14 protein-coding genes are annotated in these 15,809 nt (G+C 68.7%); 4 read left to right on the forward strand and 10 right to left on the reverse strand.

The window, feature by feature from the left end:
* Positions 1–92 precede the first annotated feature (92 nt).
* From SACGLDRAFT_RS12720 to SACGLDRAFT_RS12735, 4 genes are all read right to left on the reverse strand, one after another.
* The gene (locus SACGLDRAFT_RS12720; RefSeq protein ID WP_005465157.1) at positions 93–950 is read right to left on the reverse strand and encodes an MEDS domain-containing protein; all 858 of its coding nucleotides are present in this window, start codon (positions 948–950) and stop codon (positions 93–95) included.
* A 290-nt stretch (positions 951–1,240) separates the two neighbouring features.
* On the reverse strand, positions 1,241–1,594 hold the full coding sequence (locus SACGLDRAFT_RS12725) for a hypothetical protein (protein ID WP_005465159.1): 354 nt from the start codon (positions 1,592–1,594) through the stop codon (positions 1,241–1,243).
* Positions 1,595–1,671: 77 nt separating this feature from the next.
* The gene (locus SACGLDRAFT_RS12730) at positions 1,672–3,336 is read right to left on the reverse strand and encodes a GAF domain-containing protein (protein WP_005465161.1); all 1,665 of its coding nucleotides are present in this window, start codon (positions 3,334–3,336) and stop codon (positions 1,672–1,674) included.
* Positions 3,337–3,463: 127 nt separating this feature from the next.
* On the reverse strand, positions 3,464–3,733 hold the full coding sequence (locus tag SACGLDRAFT_RS12735) for a DUF1876 domain-containing protein (RefSeq protein WP_005465163.1): 270 nt from the start codon (positions 3,731–3,733) through the stop codon (positions 3,464–3,466).
* Positions 3,734–3,920: 187 nt separating this feature from the next.
* Between SACGLDRAFT_RS12735 and SACGLDRAFT_RS12740 the strand changes: the two genes are divergently transcribed.
* Positions 3,921–4,256: a cupin domain-containing protein gene (locus SACGLDRAFT_RS12740; protein ID WP_005465165.1), complete on the forward strand. Its 336-nt coding sequence runs from the start codon at positions 3,921–3,923 to the stop codon at positions 4,254–4,256.
* 43 nt (positions 4,257–4,299) lie between these two features.
* On the opposite strand, the gene SACGLDRAFT_RS12745 is transcribed toward SACGLDRAFT_RS12740, so the two are convergent.
* Positions 4,300–4,671, reverse strand: coding sequence for a PASTA domain-containing protein (locus SACGLDRAFT_RS12745; RefSeq protein WP_005465167.1), 372 nt, complete (start codon positions 4,669–4,671; stop codon positions 4,300–4,302).
* Between the two features lie 152 nt (positions 4,672–4,823).
* Positions 4,824–6,293, reverse strand: coding sequence for an aldehyde dehydrogenase family protein (locus tag SACGLDRAFT_RS12750; protein WP_005465169.1), 1,470 nt, complete (start codon positions 6,291–6,293; stop codon positions 4,824–4,826).
* Positions 6,294–6,468: 175 nt separating this feature from the next.
* Between SACGLDRAFT_RS12750 and betT the strand changes: the two genes are divergently transcribed.
* Positions 6,469–8,598: a choline BCCT transporter BetT gene (gene betT, locus SACGLDRAFT_RS12755; protein ID WP_005465170.1), complete on the forward strand. Its 2,130-nt coding sequence runs from the start codon at positions 6,469–6,471 to the stop codon at positions 8,596–8,598.
* A gap of 10 nt (positions 8,599–8,608) precedes the next feature.
* On the opposite strand, the gene SACGLDRAFT_RS12760 is transcribed toward betT, so the two are convergent.
* Positions 8,609–10,153: a PucR family transcriptional regulator gene (locus tag SACGLDRAFT_RS12760; RefSeq protein WP_005465171.1), complete on the reverse strand. Its 1,545-nt coding sequence runs from the start codon at positions 10,151–10,153 to the stop codon at positions 8,609–8,611.
* Between the two features lie 139 nt (positions 10,154–10,292).
* Between SACGLDRAFT_RS12760 and SACGLDRAFT_RS12765 the strand changes: the two genes are divergently transcribed.
* A complete protein-coding gene (locus SACGLDRAFT_RS12765; RefSeq protein ID WP_005465172.1) occupies positions 10,293–11,555 on the forward strand; it encodes an NAD(P)/FAD-dependent oxidoreductase in 1,263 nt (420 codons plus the stop codon).
* Positions 11,556–11,761: 206 nt separating this feature from the next.
* Positions 11,762–11,995 carry a hypothetical protein gene (locus SACGLDRAFT_RS12770; protein WP_005465173.1) on the forward strand — a complete coding sequence of 78 codons (234 nt, stop codon included), beginning with the start codon at positions 11,762–11,764 and terminating at the stop codon, positions 11,993–11,995.
* A 134-nt stretch (positions 11,996–12,129) separates the two neighbouring features.
* Here the strand turns inward: SACGLDRAFT_RS12770 and SACGLDRAFT_RS12775 are convergent, their stop codons facing one another.
* The 3 genes from SACGLDRAFT_RS12775 to SACGLDRAFT_RS12785 form a co-directional block, all read right to left on the reverse strand.
* Positions 12,130–13,098, reverse strand: coding sequence for an NADPH:quinone oxidoreductase family protein (locus tag SACGLDRAFT_RS12775; protein WP_005465174.1), 969 nt, complete (start codon positions 13,096–13,098; stop codon positions 12,130–12,132).
* Positions 13,099–13,186: 88 nt separating this feature from the next.
* The gene (locus SACGLDRAFT_RS12780) at positions 13,187–13,456 is read right to left on the reverse strand and encodes a GlsB/YeaQ/YmgE family stress response membrane protein (protein WP_005465175.1); all 270 of its coding nucleotides are present in this window, start codon (positions 13,454–13,456) and stop codon (positions 13,187–13,189) included.
* Between the two features lie 206 nt (positions 13,457–13,662).
* A complete protein-coding gene (locus tag SACGLDRAFT_RS12785; protein WP_005465177.1) occupies positions 13,663–15,738 on the reverse strand; it encodes an acyltransferase family protein in 2,076 nt (691 codons plus the stop codon).
* Positions 15,739–15,809 lie beyond the last annotated feature (71 nt).

Below are 15,809 nucleotides of genomic sequence, written 5' to 3' on the forward strand. Positions count from 1 at the left end.
GGGAGGCGAGTCGTCCATACGCACAAGCGCGCACAACCGGAGACGACCCCCGCCGGGGCCACGCTCGTCCTCCGCCCGTGGTCGCGGGCCGGTCAGGAACTGGCGACCACCCGGCGCATGGAGGGAAATTCGTCACGGGAGAGCTCGACGATGCGCATCAGCCCGGTCGGGGGGTCGTGCAGGATCAAGCGGCGGGGGAAGATGCGTTCGGCGAGAGCCGCGAGAGCATGCGCTCCCCCCACGTCGATGAAGTCGAGCCCGTCGAGCTTGAGATGCAGGTCGCCGTGCACGGGCAGGGCGTCCAGCGCGATCTCGAACACCTCGCGGGAGGCGAGATCGAGTTCGCCGTGGAGCCGCCAGGTGTCGGGCTGATTGGGATCGGCGTACAGCCCCGAGCCCGATCCGAACGTCGAGCGCTGCCTCAGCGGATGCACGAAGGAAAGCGCCGCCGCGGCACGTCGATCGACGTAACGACCGTCGTAACCACACAACAACACCACCGGCATCCGCGACACCATTTCGTCCACGAGCAACTCCGAGCGCACGAATTGCACGGCGTCGGCCCGGCCCTGGATGGGATGCGCGGACTCGGCGGCGATCCGCAACCGCGGGTATCCGGCCGCGAGGGCGTGGTCCGTCTCGCGCCGGATGACGTCCATCTGTTCGGCGAGACGCTGATCCCCCGCCATTCCCCTGGCGAGCCCCACCGACATCAGGGTCAGTTGCCCGGTGCGCAACAACTCGTCACGGCCGGGTAGTTCCTTTAGGTCCTCGGCCAGTTCCTCCGGGGTCTTGTCGGAGACGTAGAACAACGACTCCCGGTGCACCACACCCTCCTCGAAGAACGGCACGAGCACGTCGCGCCAATTCCGGGGCCCCGTGTGGAACCAGCAGGTATGATCGTGCCACCCCCGGCTGACCGGCACGGAGAGGGTGCTCGTCCTGCGCATGGCACCACCTAAGCAGTTCCCGGACATGCGGACTGGGTCCGAAAGTCCCTACTCACCTGTGACCACGCCGACCAATGAACTCCGCCACATATCGCTGCGCGTCATCGACCGAGGTGCTCGTCACTCCATCGTCGACCCGGCCGACGATGCTCGCAGTGCGATGGCACGTTCGGTGCACCCGCCGGAGCACGTCGATCACCCGGCGCCGGTCGGTTCCCGCCACCGTTTCCCCCCGAAGTCCACAATGCACTAACTAGCCCCGGATCGGTCGTGCTCACGCGGTATGTCGATCACGGAACCCCACCTCCGTGACGTGGTGAGGTCACACCACGGTCCACCGGTCGGGCCGAGTCGGTGTCGTGCGTGCCCGACAGCATGATCTGTGCGGCCAACTTCGCCGCTCTGGCCACCGCGCTGTCGACCTTGGTCGCGTCCGGCAGCGTGTCGTCCGCGCGCGGGGGACGGGGTTCGAGCTCCCGCAGCAGCGATCCGAGCTCCGCTCCGAGCCGGTGGACGGCGGACCCGATCGCTCGGGCGTCGGGGCCGGTGTCGGGCGACGCGGGGTCGGGTCGTAGGGCGGCGATCACCACCGCCGCGAGTTGCTGCGCCACGTGCTCCGCGAGGTCCCCGGTGTCGCTCGTCATGCCTTCCCTCCCCCGACTGTTGAGCACATAGCATCCTCCGGGTACTCGGGTCGGTGAAGAGTCGAAGGTCCCGGCTCCTACGACGAGGCGGTGTCGGTCTCGGGCAACGGCACCGTCCAGATCAACCGGACGACGTCATCGTCGGTGCGCACCTCCACCTCACCACCGTGGTCGTCGGCTCGCCGGCGGATCTCCTCGAACCACGAGCTGTGCGCGGGCACGTGGTCGGTTCCCCGGACGAGGATGTCGACGGTCACCGTGTCGTCGACGTTGACGTCGAGTACGACCTCCGGGGTGGCGCCCCGATCGACCACCTGCCGGGCGAGCTGCCCGATGCCCTGCCGGGCGACCGCCTCGACGTCGCGGCCGAGCCATTCGGGTACGAGGGTGTCGAGAGCGCCGCCGATGCGGACCGAGGGGACCTTCGTTCCGTTCGGCGGTTCGGAGGCGATGTCGAGCAGCCTCCGCCGCAGGCTGTGACGCGCCGACGTGCCCAGCGAATGCAGATTGAAGATCGAGGTACGGATCTCCCGCACCGTCTGGCCGAGTCGCTGCAGCGCGTCGCGAACCCGCTCGACCACGTAGGGATCACGCAGGTCCTTGAGCACGCCCTGCAAGCTCATGCCGACGGCGAACAGCCGCTGGATGACGTGGTCGTGCAGGTCCTGGGCGATGCGGTCCCGGTCGGCGAGGAGCGCGATGGTGCGCTCGCCCTCCTGCTTGTCCGCGAACCGCAACGCCACGGTGGCCTGCGCGGCGAACGAGGCCACCATCGACATCTCCCGGTGGGAGAACCCGGTGGCGCCGCGATCCCGCAGGGCCAGCAGTACGCCCTTGACGCCCTCGGAACTACGCAACGGCGCCACGACGGTGCTCCCGAACTTCGTGGTCAACGACGTGGGAAGCGACGTGTCCGCACGACGGAGATCGTCGAGGATCGTCGGTTCGGCCTTGCTCAGCACGTCGCTGAGGACACCACCCGCGACGATCAGTTCACCCACCGCGAGCCGAGGTACCGACCCGAAGACCGCGCCGACGGACAACGCGCCGTCCCCCTCGTCGAGCAGGACCACCGCCGCGTCGGCCCCGGACAGTTCTCCGGCCACCTCGGCGAGACGCCGCAGCGATCGGTCGGGCGACGCGCCGGCGAGCAGTTCCGCGTTCACGGCGGTGACGGCTTCCAGCCATCGACCGCGCACCCGGGTCTGTTCGAAGAGTCGGGCGTTCTCCACCGCCACCCCGGCGGAGGCCGCGAGTGACCGCAGCACGATCTCGTCGTCGGCGCTGAACTCGCCGCCACCCCGCTTGTTGTTGACGTAGAGGGTGCCCACCGTCTCGTCCCGCACCCACACGGGCACGGCGAGGGCCGCCCTCGACTCGGGAGCGCGGGCCTGCGGCACCTCCACCTCGGTGCCGGAGTCGGGGTCGAGATTGACGGTGACCCGTTCCGGGGGCCCACCCTCGGGGGCGAGCACCGTCAACGTGCCGCTGCGTGCCTCCACCAGGTCGAGCGCGGCCCGCACCGTGCGCCGCAGCGTCGTGTCGAGTTCGAGCTGACCACTGACCGCGAGAACCGCGTCGAGCAGCGACTGCAGCCGGTCGCTCGTGCGCGAGATCTCGGCGAGTCGGGACTGTACGCCCGAAAGGAGCTCGTCCAGTTTGAGTCCGGCCAGCTGCCGGGTGGCCGACGGGGACCGTGGTGTGCCCGACTCCCGTCCTCCCGTTTCGGCGCTGCGCGACATAACCGGCGTGTACCCGAGTGGTGAGGGGTCAATCGCCGGTCACGCGGGCCGGGCCACTCCGTCACGCGGGGCTACGGGCGGGCCCGTCCCCGGGTCCGCGACGCGGGTGGTGGGGTGTGGTTCGTCCTCACCGGGACAGATGCGCGGGGTGGTGCGTCACCGACTCGATGTCGGCCACCGTGGTCTCCAGCAATTGGTGCGACAGTTCGGCCAGCGCCCTCGCGACCGCGAGTTCGTCCCCGATGACGGGCACGTCCGTGTCCCGCGGGTTCCGCCGAGCCACACCGATGCCCGTACGGACGGTTCCGTCGTCCGTCCGCAACAGGGCCTCCGCGCGGGTCTGTCCGTCCTGTTCGTCGATGACGATGTTCATCGTCCAGGTCGCCGTGTGTTCCATGTCGATCTCCTCTTTCGGCGAGTGTCACCCGCGACCGGTCCGCGCAGGAGAGGCTTTCGTCCCGACCGCGTCGCGAACGGACGGCCTCCGGGCCCCTCCGTGAGTGGCGCGCGGCCGGTGAGGGCAGCACGATGACGGCAGGCGGGTGAGCACACCACCCACGAGCGGCCCATGACCGGAGGACACGTTGAGCGAGCATCCCACCGTGACAGCCGTCGACGCTCTGGCCGCCGAACTACTCGACGAGGCCGAAAGTCACAGCGCGCGCCGTACCGCGCGCACCCTCGTGTCGGGTAACTCGTTGCGGTCCACGTTGATCGCGATGCTCACGGGCACCGAACTGGCCGAACATGACTCGCCGCCCGCCGGGACGTTGCACGTGCTGGGCGGCACCGTGCTGTTGCGCACGCCGAGCAGACAGTGGGAGCTGGCCGAGGGCGACCTGGTGCCGTTGCCGCCGGAACGCCACTCGGTCTACGCGCTCAGCGACGCGACCCTGTTGCTGACCGTCGCCCTGCACTGACGTCCTCCGACGGCCGTGCGCGCCGGCTCCTTCGCCGCCGCGGTCAGCAGTCGCCGTCGAAGCAGAACCGCGACTCCGCCTCGTCCGTCTTCTCCACGCTGAGCACCACCTCCTCGCCCGGCGTGACGATCTTCCCGGCCGACGGCGCCTGTCGCACCACGATCCAGTTGTCGCGGTTGAACACGAACAGGTGGTCGTCGATCGGCACGGTGGTGATGTCGTCGATGCCGAGGGCCCGCAACGCCCTCACGCCGTCACCGAGGTTGACGCCGTGCAGTGACGGCATCGGCACGGGACGAGACGGTGCGTGGTCGCCGTCGAGTGCCGCGCGCAGGGGAAGACAGGCCCCCGAAGCGGGCAGGAGGGCGAGGACGCCGATGAGGAGGGAGCAGCACCTGCGGTGGATTGCGCGCATGACGTGACCTCCGGCGAAGGAGGGGAAGGGGCACGTCCACCAGGTCGGCCACAGGGGGACCCGAGGCCTGCCGGATCGTCCTCACCGGACGGTCCGGCCGTTCCACACCCTCATGGTGTCATGCTTCACCCGGTCGTGTCAGCACCTTCTCGTCAGCGCGCGAACCAGCGTTGGGGCTCGGGGGCCGTGTTCTCGTAGATGTGCTTGGCCTCCTGGTACTCGCCGAGCCCGGCGTGACCGAGTTCCCGGCCGATCCCGGAGCGCTTGTAGCCGCCCCATTCCGCTTGCGGCAGGTACGGGCCGAAGTCGTTGATCCACACGGTTCCGTGGCGCAGGGAACGGGCCACGTACTCGGCCTTGCGCGCCTCGGTCGTCCACACGGCCGCGGCCAGGCCGTACGTGGTGTCGTTGCCGATCCGCACCGCCTCCTCGACCTCGGAGAACCGCTCCACCGTCAGGATCGGCCCGAAGGTCTCCTCCTGCACCACCCGCATGTCCGCGCGGCAGTCGTCGAACACGGTGGGCAGGTAGAAGAATCCTCGCGCGAGCTTGGGGTCGTCGGGCCTGCGTCCGCCCGTCAGCAGGCGCGCGCCCTCCTCGATGCCGAGGCGGACGTACGATTCCACCTTCGCGCGGTGTTCCTCCGAGACCAGGGGACCGCTCTCGGTGTCGGGGTCGAGTCCGTTCCCCAGCCTGATGCGTGCGGCGCGCTCGGTGAGTTCGGCGACGAAGCGGTCGTGCAGCGCGTCCTCCACCACCAGCCGGGTTCCGGCCGAACACACCTGGCCGGCGTGGAAGAACACGGCGATGAGGGCGTAGTCGATGGCGGCCTCGAAGTCGGCGTCGGCGAACACGATGTTGGGGTTCTTGCCACCGAGTTCGAGTGCCACCTTCTTCACCGTGCCCGCCGCCGACGCCATGATCGCGCGACCGGTGGCCAGACCGCCCGTGAACGACACGAGGTCCACCAGGGGACTCGCCACGAGCGCCGATCCCACGGGGTCGCCGGCGCCCAGCACGAGGTTGACCACCCCGGCGGGCACACCCGCCTCCTCCAGCAGCTCCACCAGCTTGATGGTGGTCAGCGGGGTCGTCTCGCTGGGTTTGAGCACCATCGTGTTGCCCGCCGCCAACGCGGGCGCCACCTTCCACGCCATCTGCAACAACGGGTAGTTCCACGGCGCGATCAACGCGCAGACCCCCACCGGCTCGTACACCACACGGCTGCGCACCGCCGGGTTGCCCGCGTCGACGAGCCTGCCCGGATCGGACTCCGCCAGGGTGGCGTAGTACTCGAAGACCGAGGTCACGTCGTCGACGTCGATGCCTCCCTCCACCAGGGTCTTGCCGGTGTCGAGGGTCTCCGTTCTGGCGATCTCGGCGCGGTCCCGCTGCAACAGCTCCGCGACCCGGCGCAGCAGGCGCGAGCGGTGCCGGGCCGTCCAGGTGCGCCACACACCGTCGTCGAACGCCTTCCTCGCGGCCAGCACGGCGGCTTCCGTGTCGGCGACGTCGGCCTCCGACACGGTACGCACCACCGACTGGTCGTAGGGGTTGATGACGTCTCGCGTGGCTCCCGCCGAGGCGGACACCCAACGACCGTCGATGAACAGAGTGGACATGAGGGGTCCTTTCCCGGAAATTCGCCGTAACGAGCGCGGTGCCGTCGGCCTCGCTACCGTTGGAACGTGCCCTGAAGCACCCTCACCGCAAACATGCGGGCCGCCCCGCCACGACGCGAGAACGACGCGAGGACACTGTGGAGGCGGCCGGTCCCCCGTCTCTCCGGGAGCGGCCTTGGCGACCACCGACGACAACAGGACCCCTCCGGAACCGTTGTCCACGCCGGACGCCGGAACGCGGGAGTACGGGCTCAAACGACTCGTCTTCTTCGGTTCGGCGACGCTCATCGTGGCGTTGTCGGTGTGGGCCATCCTCACCCCGTCCGGCGCGTCGAACGCCATCGGCAGCGCGGTCTCGTGGATCTCGTCCAGCTTCGGCTGGTACTACTTCCTCGCCGCCACGCTCTACCTGGGGTTCGTCCTCTTCGTCGGCTTCTCCCGCTACGGCCGGGTGAAGCTCGGCCCGCAGCACTCGACGCCCGACTACGGGGTGTTCTCGTGGGCGGCCATGCTGTTCGCGGCGGGGATCGGCATCGACCTCATGTTCTTTTCCGTGTCGGGCCCCGTCAGTCACTACCTCGCCCCGCCCGAGGGGCAGGGTCAGACGGCGGAGGCCGCGCGTCAGGCGGTCGTGTGGACGCTGTTCCACTACGGCATCACGGGGTGGGCCATGTACGCGTTGATGGGCATGGTCCTCGGCTACTTCGCGTTTCGCTACCGGCTCCCGCTGGCGATCCGTTCGGCCCTCTACCCGATCATCGGCAAACGCATCCACGGCAGGTTCGGCGACACGGTGGACCTCGCCGCGATCATGGGCACGATCTTCGGGATCTCCGTCTCCCTCGGCATCGGGGTGGTGCAGCTCAACTACGGCCTCCGGTTCATGTTCGGTATCCCGGAGGGGACCGCCGCCCAGATCGGGCTGGTGGTGGTCGCCGTGCTCATGGCCACCGTCTCCGCCGTGTCCGGCGTGGACAAGGGCATCCGCAGGCTGTCGCAGCTCAACATCATCCTCGCGGCGCTGTTGATGGTGTACGTCCTCGTCCTGGAGGGCCCCGCGCGGTTGCTCAACGCGCTCATCCTCAACATCGGCGACTACGTCAGCCGGTTCCCGTCGATGACGCTCAACACGTTCGCCTACGACCAGCCGGTGGAGTGGCTGAACGACTGGACGCTGTTCTTCTGGGCGTGGTGGGTGGCGTGGGCACCGTTCGTCGGGCTGTTCCTGGCACGGATCTCTCGCGGGAGGACCCTGCGCCAGTTCGTGGCGGCCACACTCGTCGTGCCGTTTTTGTTCACGCTGACGTTCCTGTCGATACTGGGCAACAGTGCCCTCGGCGTCGTACGGCGGGGCAACCTCGAGTTCGGCGAGACCGCGATGAACACCCCGGAGCAGGGGTTCTACGGGCTGCTCGCCCAGTACCCCGGTGTGACGTTCAGTGCCGGACTCGCGACGTTCGTGGGCCTGCTGCTGTACGTCACGTCGGCGGACTCCGGTGCCCTCGTGATGGCCAACCTCAGTACCCGGCTGCCCACCCCCGTCACGGACGCCAAACCATGGCTGCGTATCTTCTGGGCGCTGGCCACGGGACTGCTCACGATGGCCATGCTCGTCGTCGGCGGGGTGGACGCGCTGACCAGCGCCACCATCATCATGGGGCTGCCGTTCTCCCTGGTGATGTTCCTGATCATCTGGGGGCTGTACCGGGCGCTGCGCGTGGAACGTTTCCGCGAGGAGGCGCTGCGCACCACGCTGCCGTCGTCGCTGTCGGTGCGCACCACCGTCTCCCCCGGTCAACCTCTCAGCACGTGGCGACATCGACTGGCCAGGGCGTTGAGCTACCCCGGCCCGCGGGCGGCGAGACGCTTCGTCAACGAGGTGTGCCGGCCCGCGCTGCACGACGTGGCGGAGGAACTCCGGACGCGCGGCCTGGACGCCAACGTCCACGAGGAGACCGAACCGGGCGGTACGGTGCCCTACCTCGCGCTGCGGGTGTCGTTGGACGCCGAGCCGGACTTCGGGTACTGGGTCCGCCCGGTGGAGCGACCCACGCCGTCGTACGCCATGCGCTCGGTGGCCGGGCACGACACCTACTACCGCATGGAGGTCCATCTGTCCGAGGGAGGTCAAGGCTACGACGTCATGGGCTATACGCGGGACCAGCTCATCGGCGACGTGCTCGACCAGTACGAACGTCACCTGGAGTTCCTGCGCCTGAGCGGGGAGACCGAGAGCCACCACGTGCTGCCCGACCACGCGCCCGCCCCGTCCGACGAATCACCGCCGGAGGACGAGGAGCGGTGACCCGGTCGGCTCAGCCGGTGACGGCCAGGGCGATCACGAGCGCGAGCCGTGTCTTCGGGTCGTCGAGGTCCAGCCGTACCAGCTCCCCCATCCTCCGCATGCGGTAACGCACCGTGTTGGGGTGCACGTCGAGCGCGGCCGAGGCGGCGCCGAGATCGCCCTGAGCCTCCAGCCACGCCCGCAACGTCGGCACGTAGTGGGTGTTGTGCGCGGCGTCGTGGCGGGCGAGCTCCGCGATCGGTCCGCGCCGGGGTCGTCTGCCCGAGTCGGCGGCCGTGCGCAGTCGTTGCAGCAGGATCTCCGACCAGGCGCCGTCGTAGTCCACCGGTTCGCTTCCGGGGCGGCCGACGTGCAACGCGAGGCATTCGTCGGCTTCCTGTCTGCCCTCGGGCAGCTGCGTCACCTCGCACACGCCTCCGATCCCCGCCGCCACCGTCACGTGGTCGGGCAGGTCGCGCACCAGTTCGGCGACCCACGCCTTGGCCGGGGCGGGATCGTCCCCGCACGGCAGCACCGTGTAGACGGTGTTGCCGAACAACGTACTGCGACCGGGGCGCGACCACCCGAATCCCGTGGTGGCCCGGTCGTAGGCGAGCAGCACGGCGGCATGGCGTTCATCGTCGGCGTGGGCCTGCAGCGCCACGACCCGGAACGTCTCGGGTGGCAGGCCGAGCTTGCCGCACACCGAGGTGGCGTCGGGTGTGCCCTCCAGCAGTTGGATCACCAGCTCCGACTCCACCTGTCGTTCCAGGTCGGAGCTCACTCGCGAGCGCAACAGGTGCAGCGCGACCGCCTCGGCACCGTCGCGCAGCGCGCGCAGTCGTCGCCCGGTGAGCGGTTCGTCGCAGGTGACCCACACCGACCCGAGCAGTTCCCTGCCCGCGCGCACCCCCGCCACCATGCGCCCCCGTAGTCCGTGCTCCGGCGAGGGCGCCACGAACAGCGGTTCCGACGAAGACGCCAGGTGGCGGAACACCCCGCGTTCCTCGAACAGTCGTCGCACGGGTTCCGACACCCGGCGGCCGAGGATGGTGTCGAGCCGCGCGGGGTCGGCGTCCTGCTGCAGCGAGGAGTAGGCGACCACACGCGACAGCCCGTCCTCGACCGTGACCTGCCCACCCACCGTGGTGGCGATGGTGTCGGCCAGCGCGAACAAATCGCTCGGCCCTCGGCCCACCTCGGTCTCGCGTCCTTCCAGGACCAGCCCGTAGACGACTCCGCAGACCTGGCTCCACGCCACGGCCCTGTCCACGAGCAGCACCGCGATCCCGTGCCGGTTGGCCTCCTCCGCTGCCCGGCGGGTGACGGCGGAGTCGCGGGAGCCGTGGGGGGCGTGCACCAGGACCACGGTGGCCTGCGCGGTCACGGCCAGCTTCACCGCCCGTCGCGGATCACGCACGCCCACCGCGAGCAGCACGTCACCAACCTGGGCCTCCGAATCGGCCGGGTCGTGGACGACCACGCTGTGCAACTCGGCCGAGCGTGGCGACATCACGGCCAGGGGGCGCACGCCGTATCCGCTGAGCACGTTGATGAGCCGATCCAATGTCACCATTGCCGTGAGTGTTCCCCCGTGGCCGTTGCGAACAAAGCGCGTGGGCCAGATTGTGCCGATTCGACAAACGCATCGCGCGTGGGGTCGGTCACCCTGGAGGGGCAACGTCGCACAGCGGGCCACAAGGAGGCAGGCGGTCATGGACGCACACACGCGCATCGACGGAGGACCTCGCACGGCGGTGGTGGTCGGGGCAGGCATCGTGGGACTGTCGACGGCCTGGTTCCTCCAGGATCGCGGGGTCGAGGTCACCGTGGTCGATCGCGACGACGTCGCGGCGGGCGCCTCCTGGGGCAACGCGGGGTGGCTTTCCCCCGGCCTGGCGATCCCCCTCAATGAGCCCAGCGTGCTGAAGTACGGTCTGCGGACCCTGCTGGACCCGAAGGCTCCCCTGCACGTGCCCTTCACGGTGGACGTCGGCCTGTGGCGCTTCCTCACCCAGTTCGCCGCCCACTGCACATGGGGCGCGTGGGAGCGCGCCGCGCAGGCGAACCTGCCCTTCAACGCCGAGTGCCTCGACGCGTTCGACACGCTGACCTCCTCCGGGGTCACCGCACCCACCGTCAGCGCCCCCATCACGGCGCTGTTCGAGACCCCGAAGCAGGCCACCGGCCTGCTGAAGGAGCTGCGGCGGATCAACACCTCCGGCGGCCACATCGCCTACCGGGGCCTCACCGGTGACGAGCTGCGGGAGGCCGCGCCGCAGGCCTCCGCGCGCATCGGTGCAGGTGTGCGCTTGGAGGGACAGCGCTACGTCGACCCCGGAGCGTTCGTCGCCGCGTTGGCCGACTCGGTCCGGCAGCGGGGCGGGGTGATCCGCACGGGCTTCGACGTCACCGCCATCCGCCCGCACGACCACGCCGTCACCCTCGAATCGCGGACCGGCGAACTGGTCTCGGGCAACGTGGCGGTGGTCGCCACCGGGGCGTGGCTGAACCGGCTGGCGCGCAGCAAGGGCGTCCGGGTGCCGGTGCGCGCGGGCCGTGGATATTCGTTCACCGTTCCCACCGACCGGCCCGTGCCGGGTCCGGTGTACCTGCCTCACGTCCGGGTCGCCTGCACGCCGTACCGGGGCGCGCTGCGGGTGGCGGGCACGATGGAGTTCCGCGGCCCCGACGACCCGCTCGACCGCGCGCGCATCGAGGCCATCGTGGCGTCGGCGCGCGACCTGCTCGACGGTGTGCGCTGGGACGAGCGCACCGACGAGTGGGTGGGCCCGAGGCCGGTCACTCCGGACGGCAAGCCGTTGATCGGCGCGACCGCCGTTCCCGGCTTATACGTGGCGGGTGGTCACGGTATGTGGGGCTTCACGCAGGGACCGATCACCGGCCGGCTGCTCGCGGAGCAGATCGTCACGGGCAAGCAGCCCGAGGCGCTGCGGTCGGTCGATCCGCTACGCTGAAGGCTTCGGTGAGGCCGCCGGGTCGGTCCTCTGTGGGCGTTCCCGGCCCGGCGACGTTACGCGGCTTATGCCTAAACCACCTGTTCGGTGGTCACCCGTTCCCGTGATGCAACTTTCACCCGGCTCGTTGCCGTCTTACTGTTCAACCGTCAGAAGCACGACAATGCACAGCCTGGGGTCCGGATACATGTCCGGAGGGGACTGTCATGAGTAAGACTGCCGACCAGATAGTCGTCGGTGATCGCATCACCTATCTCGCGGGAACCCCCGTGGGAATGGAGAAACTGTTCCGCAGCGGAGAAGTTGTCGCCTATCCGATCTCGGACCCGTACACGTCGGTGTTGTGGTTCCCCACACGCCCCGACGACGCGGAGGACGACACCGAACCGGTGTGGGTACGTCACGACAAGGTCGTCGACGTGGTCTCCGCGGTGGAGTGATCACACGGACGACGAGGCAGAACCGAGACGGGCGTGGGTGAAGGGGAAGCCACCCACGCCCGTTTCTCTTGTCGTCGGCGGTGTTTTCCGATCGACAGCGAAGGTCCACAGGGGAAACTCCCCGAAAGACGCTCTCAGCGGATCGTCAGGACGATCTTTCCCTTCGCCGATCGAGCGTCTAGTTCGGACAAGGCGGTGACGACGTCGTCCAGCGGGTACGTCGCGCCGATGGGCGGATCGAGGACACCGCGCTCGACGAGCGGGTACAACTCCGCCCACTGCCGGTGGAGATAGTCGGGCCGCTTGGTCCAGAACGCGCCCCAGCCGACGCCGACCACCGAGATGTTGTTCAGCAACAGGCGGTTCACCTTGACGACGGGAATCTCCCCGGCCGTGAACCCGATGACGAGTAACCGCCCCTCCGGCGCGAGGCTGCGGAGGGAGTCGGTGAAGCGGTCGCCTCCCACCGGGTCGACGACGAGATCGACACCGGCCCCGCCGGTCAGGTCCTTCACCGCAGCGCGAAAGTCGTCGGGCGACACGACCTCGTGCGCACCGGCCCGGCGAGCCATGTCGCTCTTCTCCGGCGACGACGTCACCGCGATCACTCGCGCTCCGAGCGCCGAGGCGAGCTGCACCGCGGCCGTGCCCACTCCACCGCCCGCGCCGTGCACGAGTACCGTCTCGCCCTCCCGCAATCCGCCTCGACGCGTCAACGCGAAGTGCACGGTGAGGTAGTTCATCGGGAAGGCCGCCGCCGAGACGAACGACACGGTGTCGGGAATGGCGAACACGGCGTCGGGCGACACGGCCACCGTCTCGGCGAATCCGCCGAGGCCGGGGAAGGCCGCGACCCGGTCGCCCTCGCGGACGGACGCGCCCTCCGGCGCGAAGCGCACCACGCCGGCGACCTCGGTGCCCGGCACGAACGGCAGCTCCGGCCGGTATTGGTAGAGTCCGCGCGTCTGGAGCAGGTCGGGAAACGTCACTCCGGCCGCATGGACGTCGATCACCACCGCTCCGTTGTCACCGAGCGGTTCGTCGATCTCCGTCACCCTCACCGCGGAGGGGCCGTCGAGTGTGGTGATCTGCGCTGCTCGCATACGTGACTCCTTCGTCAGGGTGCGACGGGATCGCACTCTACTAAGCAAGCGCTCACTGCAGCGACTGGGATGTGGTCCGGGACACGATTCAGTCCTCACGGCGCCCCGAGCCAATCACCACTCGGTAGAGCAACAGGATCACCAAGGCGCCGAGGATCGCCAGCCCCCAGGTGCGGAGGTCGAAGAACGTCCCGAGGTCGACGTCGAACGTCGTCCTGCCAATCCAGCCACCCAACAGGGCGCCCCCGATACCGAGCAATATCGTGAGCAGACATCCTCCGGGGTCCCGCCCCGGCATCAGCATCTTGGCGATGGCTCCGGCGAGCAGTCCGAGAACGATCCAACCCAGTACGCCCATGACGGCCAGCCTACGGACATCTCGATCATGCGGCACGGAGTTGAACGCCCCCCTGTGCCGATGGGCCGGAATCCACGAACGTGACGCCGAATTCGCCTTCCCCGCTCCCGACGACTCCCTCCCGTTCGGGAAAGGAGGCGGCCCGGCGCGCCGTCCGCGGGGACGGGTGGCACGCCGGGCCGCCGAACACGAGTGCCGGGGACGGCTCACTGGGGCGCCGGGGACGACTCCTCCCAGCCGAGCGCGCCCGCGATTTCCCGCTTCAGGATCGGCGCGAGGGTCTCCATGTAGGTCCTGGTGACGTGGTTGTCGTCCATGTAGACGAGCACGTTGCCGATCACGGGCGGGCAGACGGCCGGGGTGCAGAAGTAGTCGCTGAGGTCCACGAACGCGGTGTTGGCGGGCACGTTGCCCGCCGTCTCCCACGGCGGCCGAGCGTGGTACATGTCCCCGCGTCGAGGCGCGCACTCCGGCGCGTCCAGACCGTGCAGCTGCACGCACTCCGACGGTTCGAAATCGAACCGCGGGCTGTCACGAATCCCCACCACGCGAATGCCGTGCTCGCCCAGCCGGCGCCACTGCTCCACATAGCCATCGGGCGTCCACTCCGACAGCCCCACCCGAACGTCTCGGGTCGCCATCGCGAGTACCGCGTCGGGGTGGAGGTCGATGATCTTGGGCAACACTTCCCGGTTCCACTGCACGCACAGCTCGCTGATCGGCTCCGCCTCGTTCGCCGTCAGCGGGCAGCCGGACTGGTGGAACACGAAGAGTTCCCAGTTCTCCTCCTTGGCGATGGGGATGAGTGCCGACGCCAACTGCCAGATGTGGGAGTCGCCCACCGCGACGACGCGTCGTGTCGGCGCGACCCCGTCCGGCGGCGTCATTCGGCATTCCCGGACGTTGCCGTCCTCCCCGACCGTCTCCCGGATGCATTCGTCGAGCTCGAACTCGGTCCACTGGCTCGGCAGCGCCGCGTACGGGGGAACGACGTCGTTGTCGGGGTCGTAGACGGGTTTGCCCGTCGCCAGTACCTGAGCACCGGGGTGAGCCGGGTCGTCGGCCCGGAAGTCGAACTTCGCGCGTTGAGTGGTCACCTGCTGCCAGGCGACGGCCGCGGCGATGACGGGCACCAGCACCAGCACCGCGAATCGGTAGGCGCCCCAGCGGGTGGTCACCCCGATCTGCGAATACCGCACCGGATTCTCGATCCCGTGATACGTCAACACCGCCAACACCACGGACAACCCGATCACACCGGCGCCACCGAGCAGACCAACCTCACTCTGCCCCCGAACCACCAAATAAAACAGCAACACCGGCCAATGCCACAAATACAGCGAATAACTGATGTTGCCCAAATAAATCAACGGACGCGACGACAAAAACCGATCGGCACCCACCCGGCTACCGGTCGCCCCCGCCACCAACACCAACAACGCCGACACCATCGGCCACAACGCCACATACCCGGGGAACATGGTGCCGACCTGCAACACCAAACCACACGAGGCCAGCCCGATCACACCGAGCCACCCACACACCACGGCCAACCACCGCGGCAACACGATCCGATCAATCGTCAACGCCAGCAAACCACCCAACGCGAACTCCCACACCCGCGTCAACGAGCTGAAGTACGCAAACGGCTGATTCACCGCCGTCAACCACACCGAATACGCCAACGACACGGCGAAGATCAGTGACAGGGTCGTGATCAGGGTCGCCCTCATGCTCCAACCGAGCCGGCGGACGATCACCATCACCACGGCGATCAGCAAGGGCCAGACCAGGTAGAACTGCCCCTGCACCGACAGCGACCAGAAGTGCTGCATGATGCTGGCGCTGCTGTGCTGGGCGAAGTAGTCGGTCGAGTCCGCGGCCAACTGCCAGTTCTCGAAGTACAACGCCGACGCGATGACTTCCTTCGCCGTCTGGATCCAACGATGCTCCGGCAACCAGAGGAGTGCGGCCCCCATCGAGACGACGATGACGGTCAGCGCGGCGGGGAACAGGCGTTTGAACATCCGGCCCCAGAACGGGCGGAACTCGATACGACCACGCACACTCGCGCGGAACAACTGCCCGGTGATCAAAAAACCGGACACGAAGAAAAAGACGTCCACACCGCCCGAAATACGATCGAGCCACACGTGATAGACGACCACCAACGCGGCGGCCAACGCACGCAAGCCCTGCAACTCGGGACGGAACTTACGCCGGGGACGCGACGGCGGTACGGACGCCTTCTCCTCCCGCAAGGGTTCCCGCAACGTGGTCATTGCCGGAAGGTCCTCCCTGTACCTCCTCGGGCGGCCTCGCGCAACCCGAGCTAACGCAGCCCTGGCACGGT

It is taken from the genome of Saccharomonospora glauca K62, from assembly GCF_000243395.2.
Taxonomy (GTDB): domain Bacteria; phylum Actinomycetota; class Actinomycetes; order Mycobacteriales; family Pseudonocardiaceae; genus Saccharomonospora; species Saccharomonospora glauca.

What these genes read in the sequence shown, in the direction of transcription:
- SACGLDRAFT_RS12720 (WP_005465157.1), bottom strand. Translation starts at nt 950, where the DNA reads ATGCGCAGGACGAGCACCCTCTCCGTGCCGGTCAGCCGGGGGTGGCAC.
- SACGLDRAFT_RS12725 (WP_005465159.1), bottom strand. Translation starts at nt 1,594, where the DNA reads ATGACGAGCGACACCGGGGACCTCGCGGAGCACGTGGCGCAGCAACTC.
- SACGLDRAFT_RS12730 (WP_005465161.1), bottom strand. Translation starts at nt 3,336, where the DNA reads ATGTCGCGCAGCGCCGAAACGGGAGGACGGGAGTCGGGCACACCACGG.
- SACGLDRAFT_RS12735 (WP_005465163.1), bottom strand. Translation starts at nt 3,733, where the DNA reads ATGGAACACACGGCGACCTGGACGATGAACATCGTCATCGACGAACAG.
- SACGLDRAFT_RS12745 (WP_005465167.1), bottom strand. Translation starts at nt 4,671, where the DNA reads ATGCGCGCAATCCACCGCAGGTGCTGCTCCCTCCTCATCGGCGTCCTC.
- SACGLDRAFT_RS12750 (WP_005465169.1), bottom strand. Translation starts at nt 6,293, where the DNA reads ATGTCCACTCTGTTCATCGACGGTCGTTGGGTGTCCGCCTCGGCGGGA.
- SACGLDRAFT_RS12760 (WP_005465171.1), bottom strand. Translation starts at nt 10,153, where the DNA reads ATGGTGACATTGGATCGGCTCATCAACGTGCTCAGCGGATACGGCGTG.
- SACGLDRAFT_RS12765 (WP_005465172.1), top strand. Translation starts at nt 10,293, where the DNA reads ATGGACGCACACACGCGCATCGACGGAGGACCTCGCACGGCGGTGGTG.
- SACGLDRAFT_RS12770 (WP_005465173.1), top strand. Translation starts at nt 11,762, where the DNA reads ATGAGTAAGACTGCCGACCAGATAGTCGTCGGTGATCGCATCACCTAT.
- SACGLDRAFT_RS12775 (WP_005465174.1), bottom strand. Translation starts at nt 13,098, where the DNA reads ATGCGAGCAGCGCAGATCACCACACTCGACGGCCCCTCCGCGGTGAGG.
- SACGLDRAFT_RS12780 (WP_005465175.1), bottom strand. Translation starts at nt 13,456, where the DNA reads ATGGGCGTACTGGGTTGGATCGTTCTCGGACTGCTCGCCGGAGCCATC.
- SACGLDRAFT_RS12785 (WP_005465177.1), bottom strand. Translation starts at nt 15,738, where the DNA reads ATGACCACGTTGCGGGAACCCTTGCGGGAGGAGAAGGCGTCCGTACCG.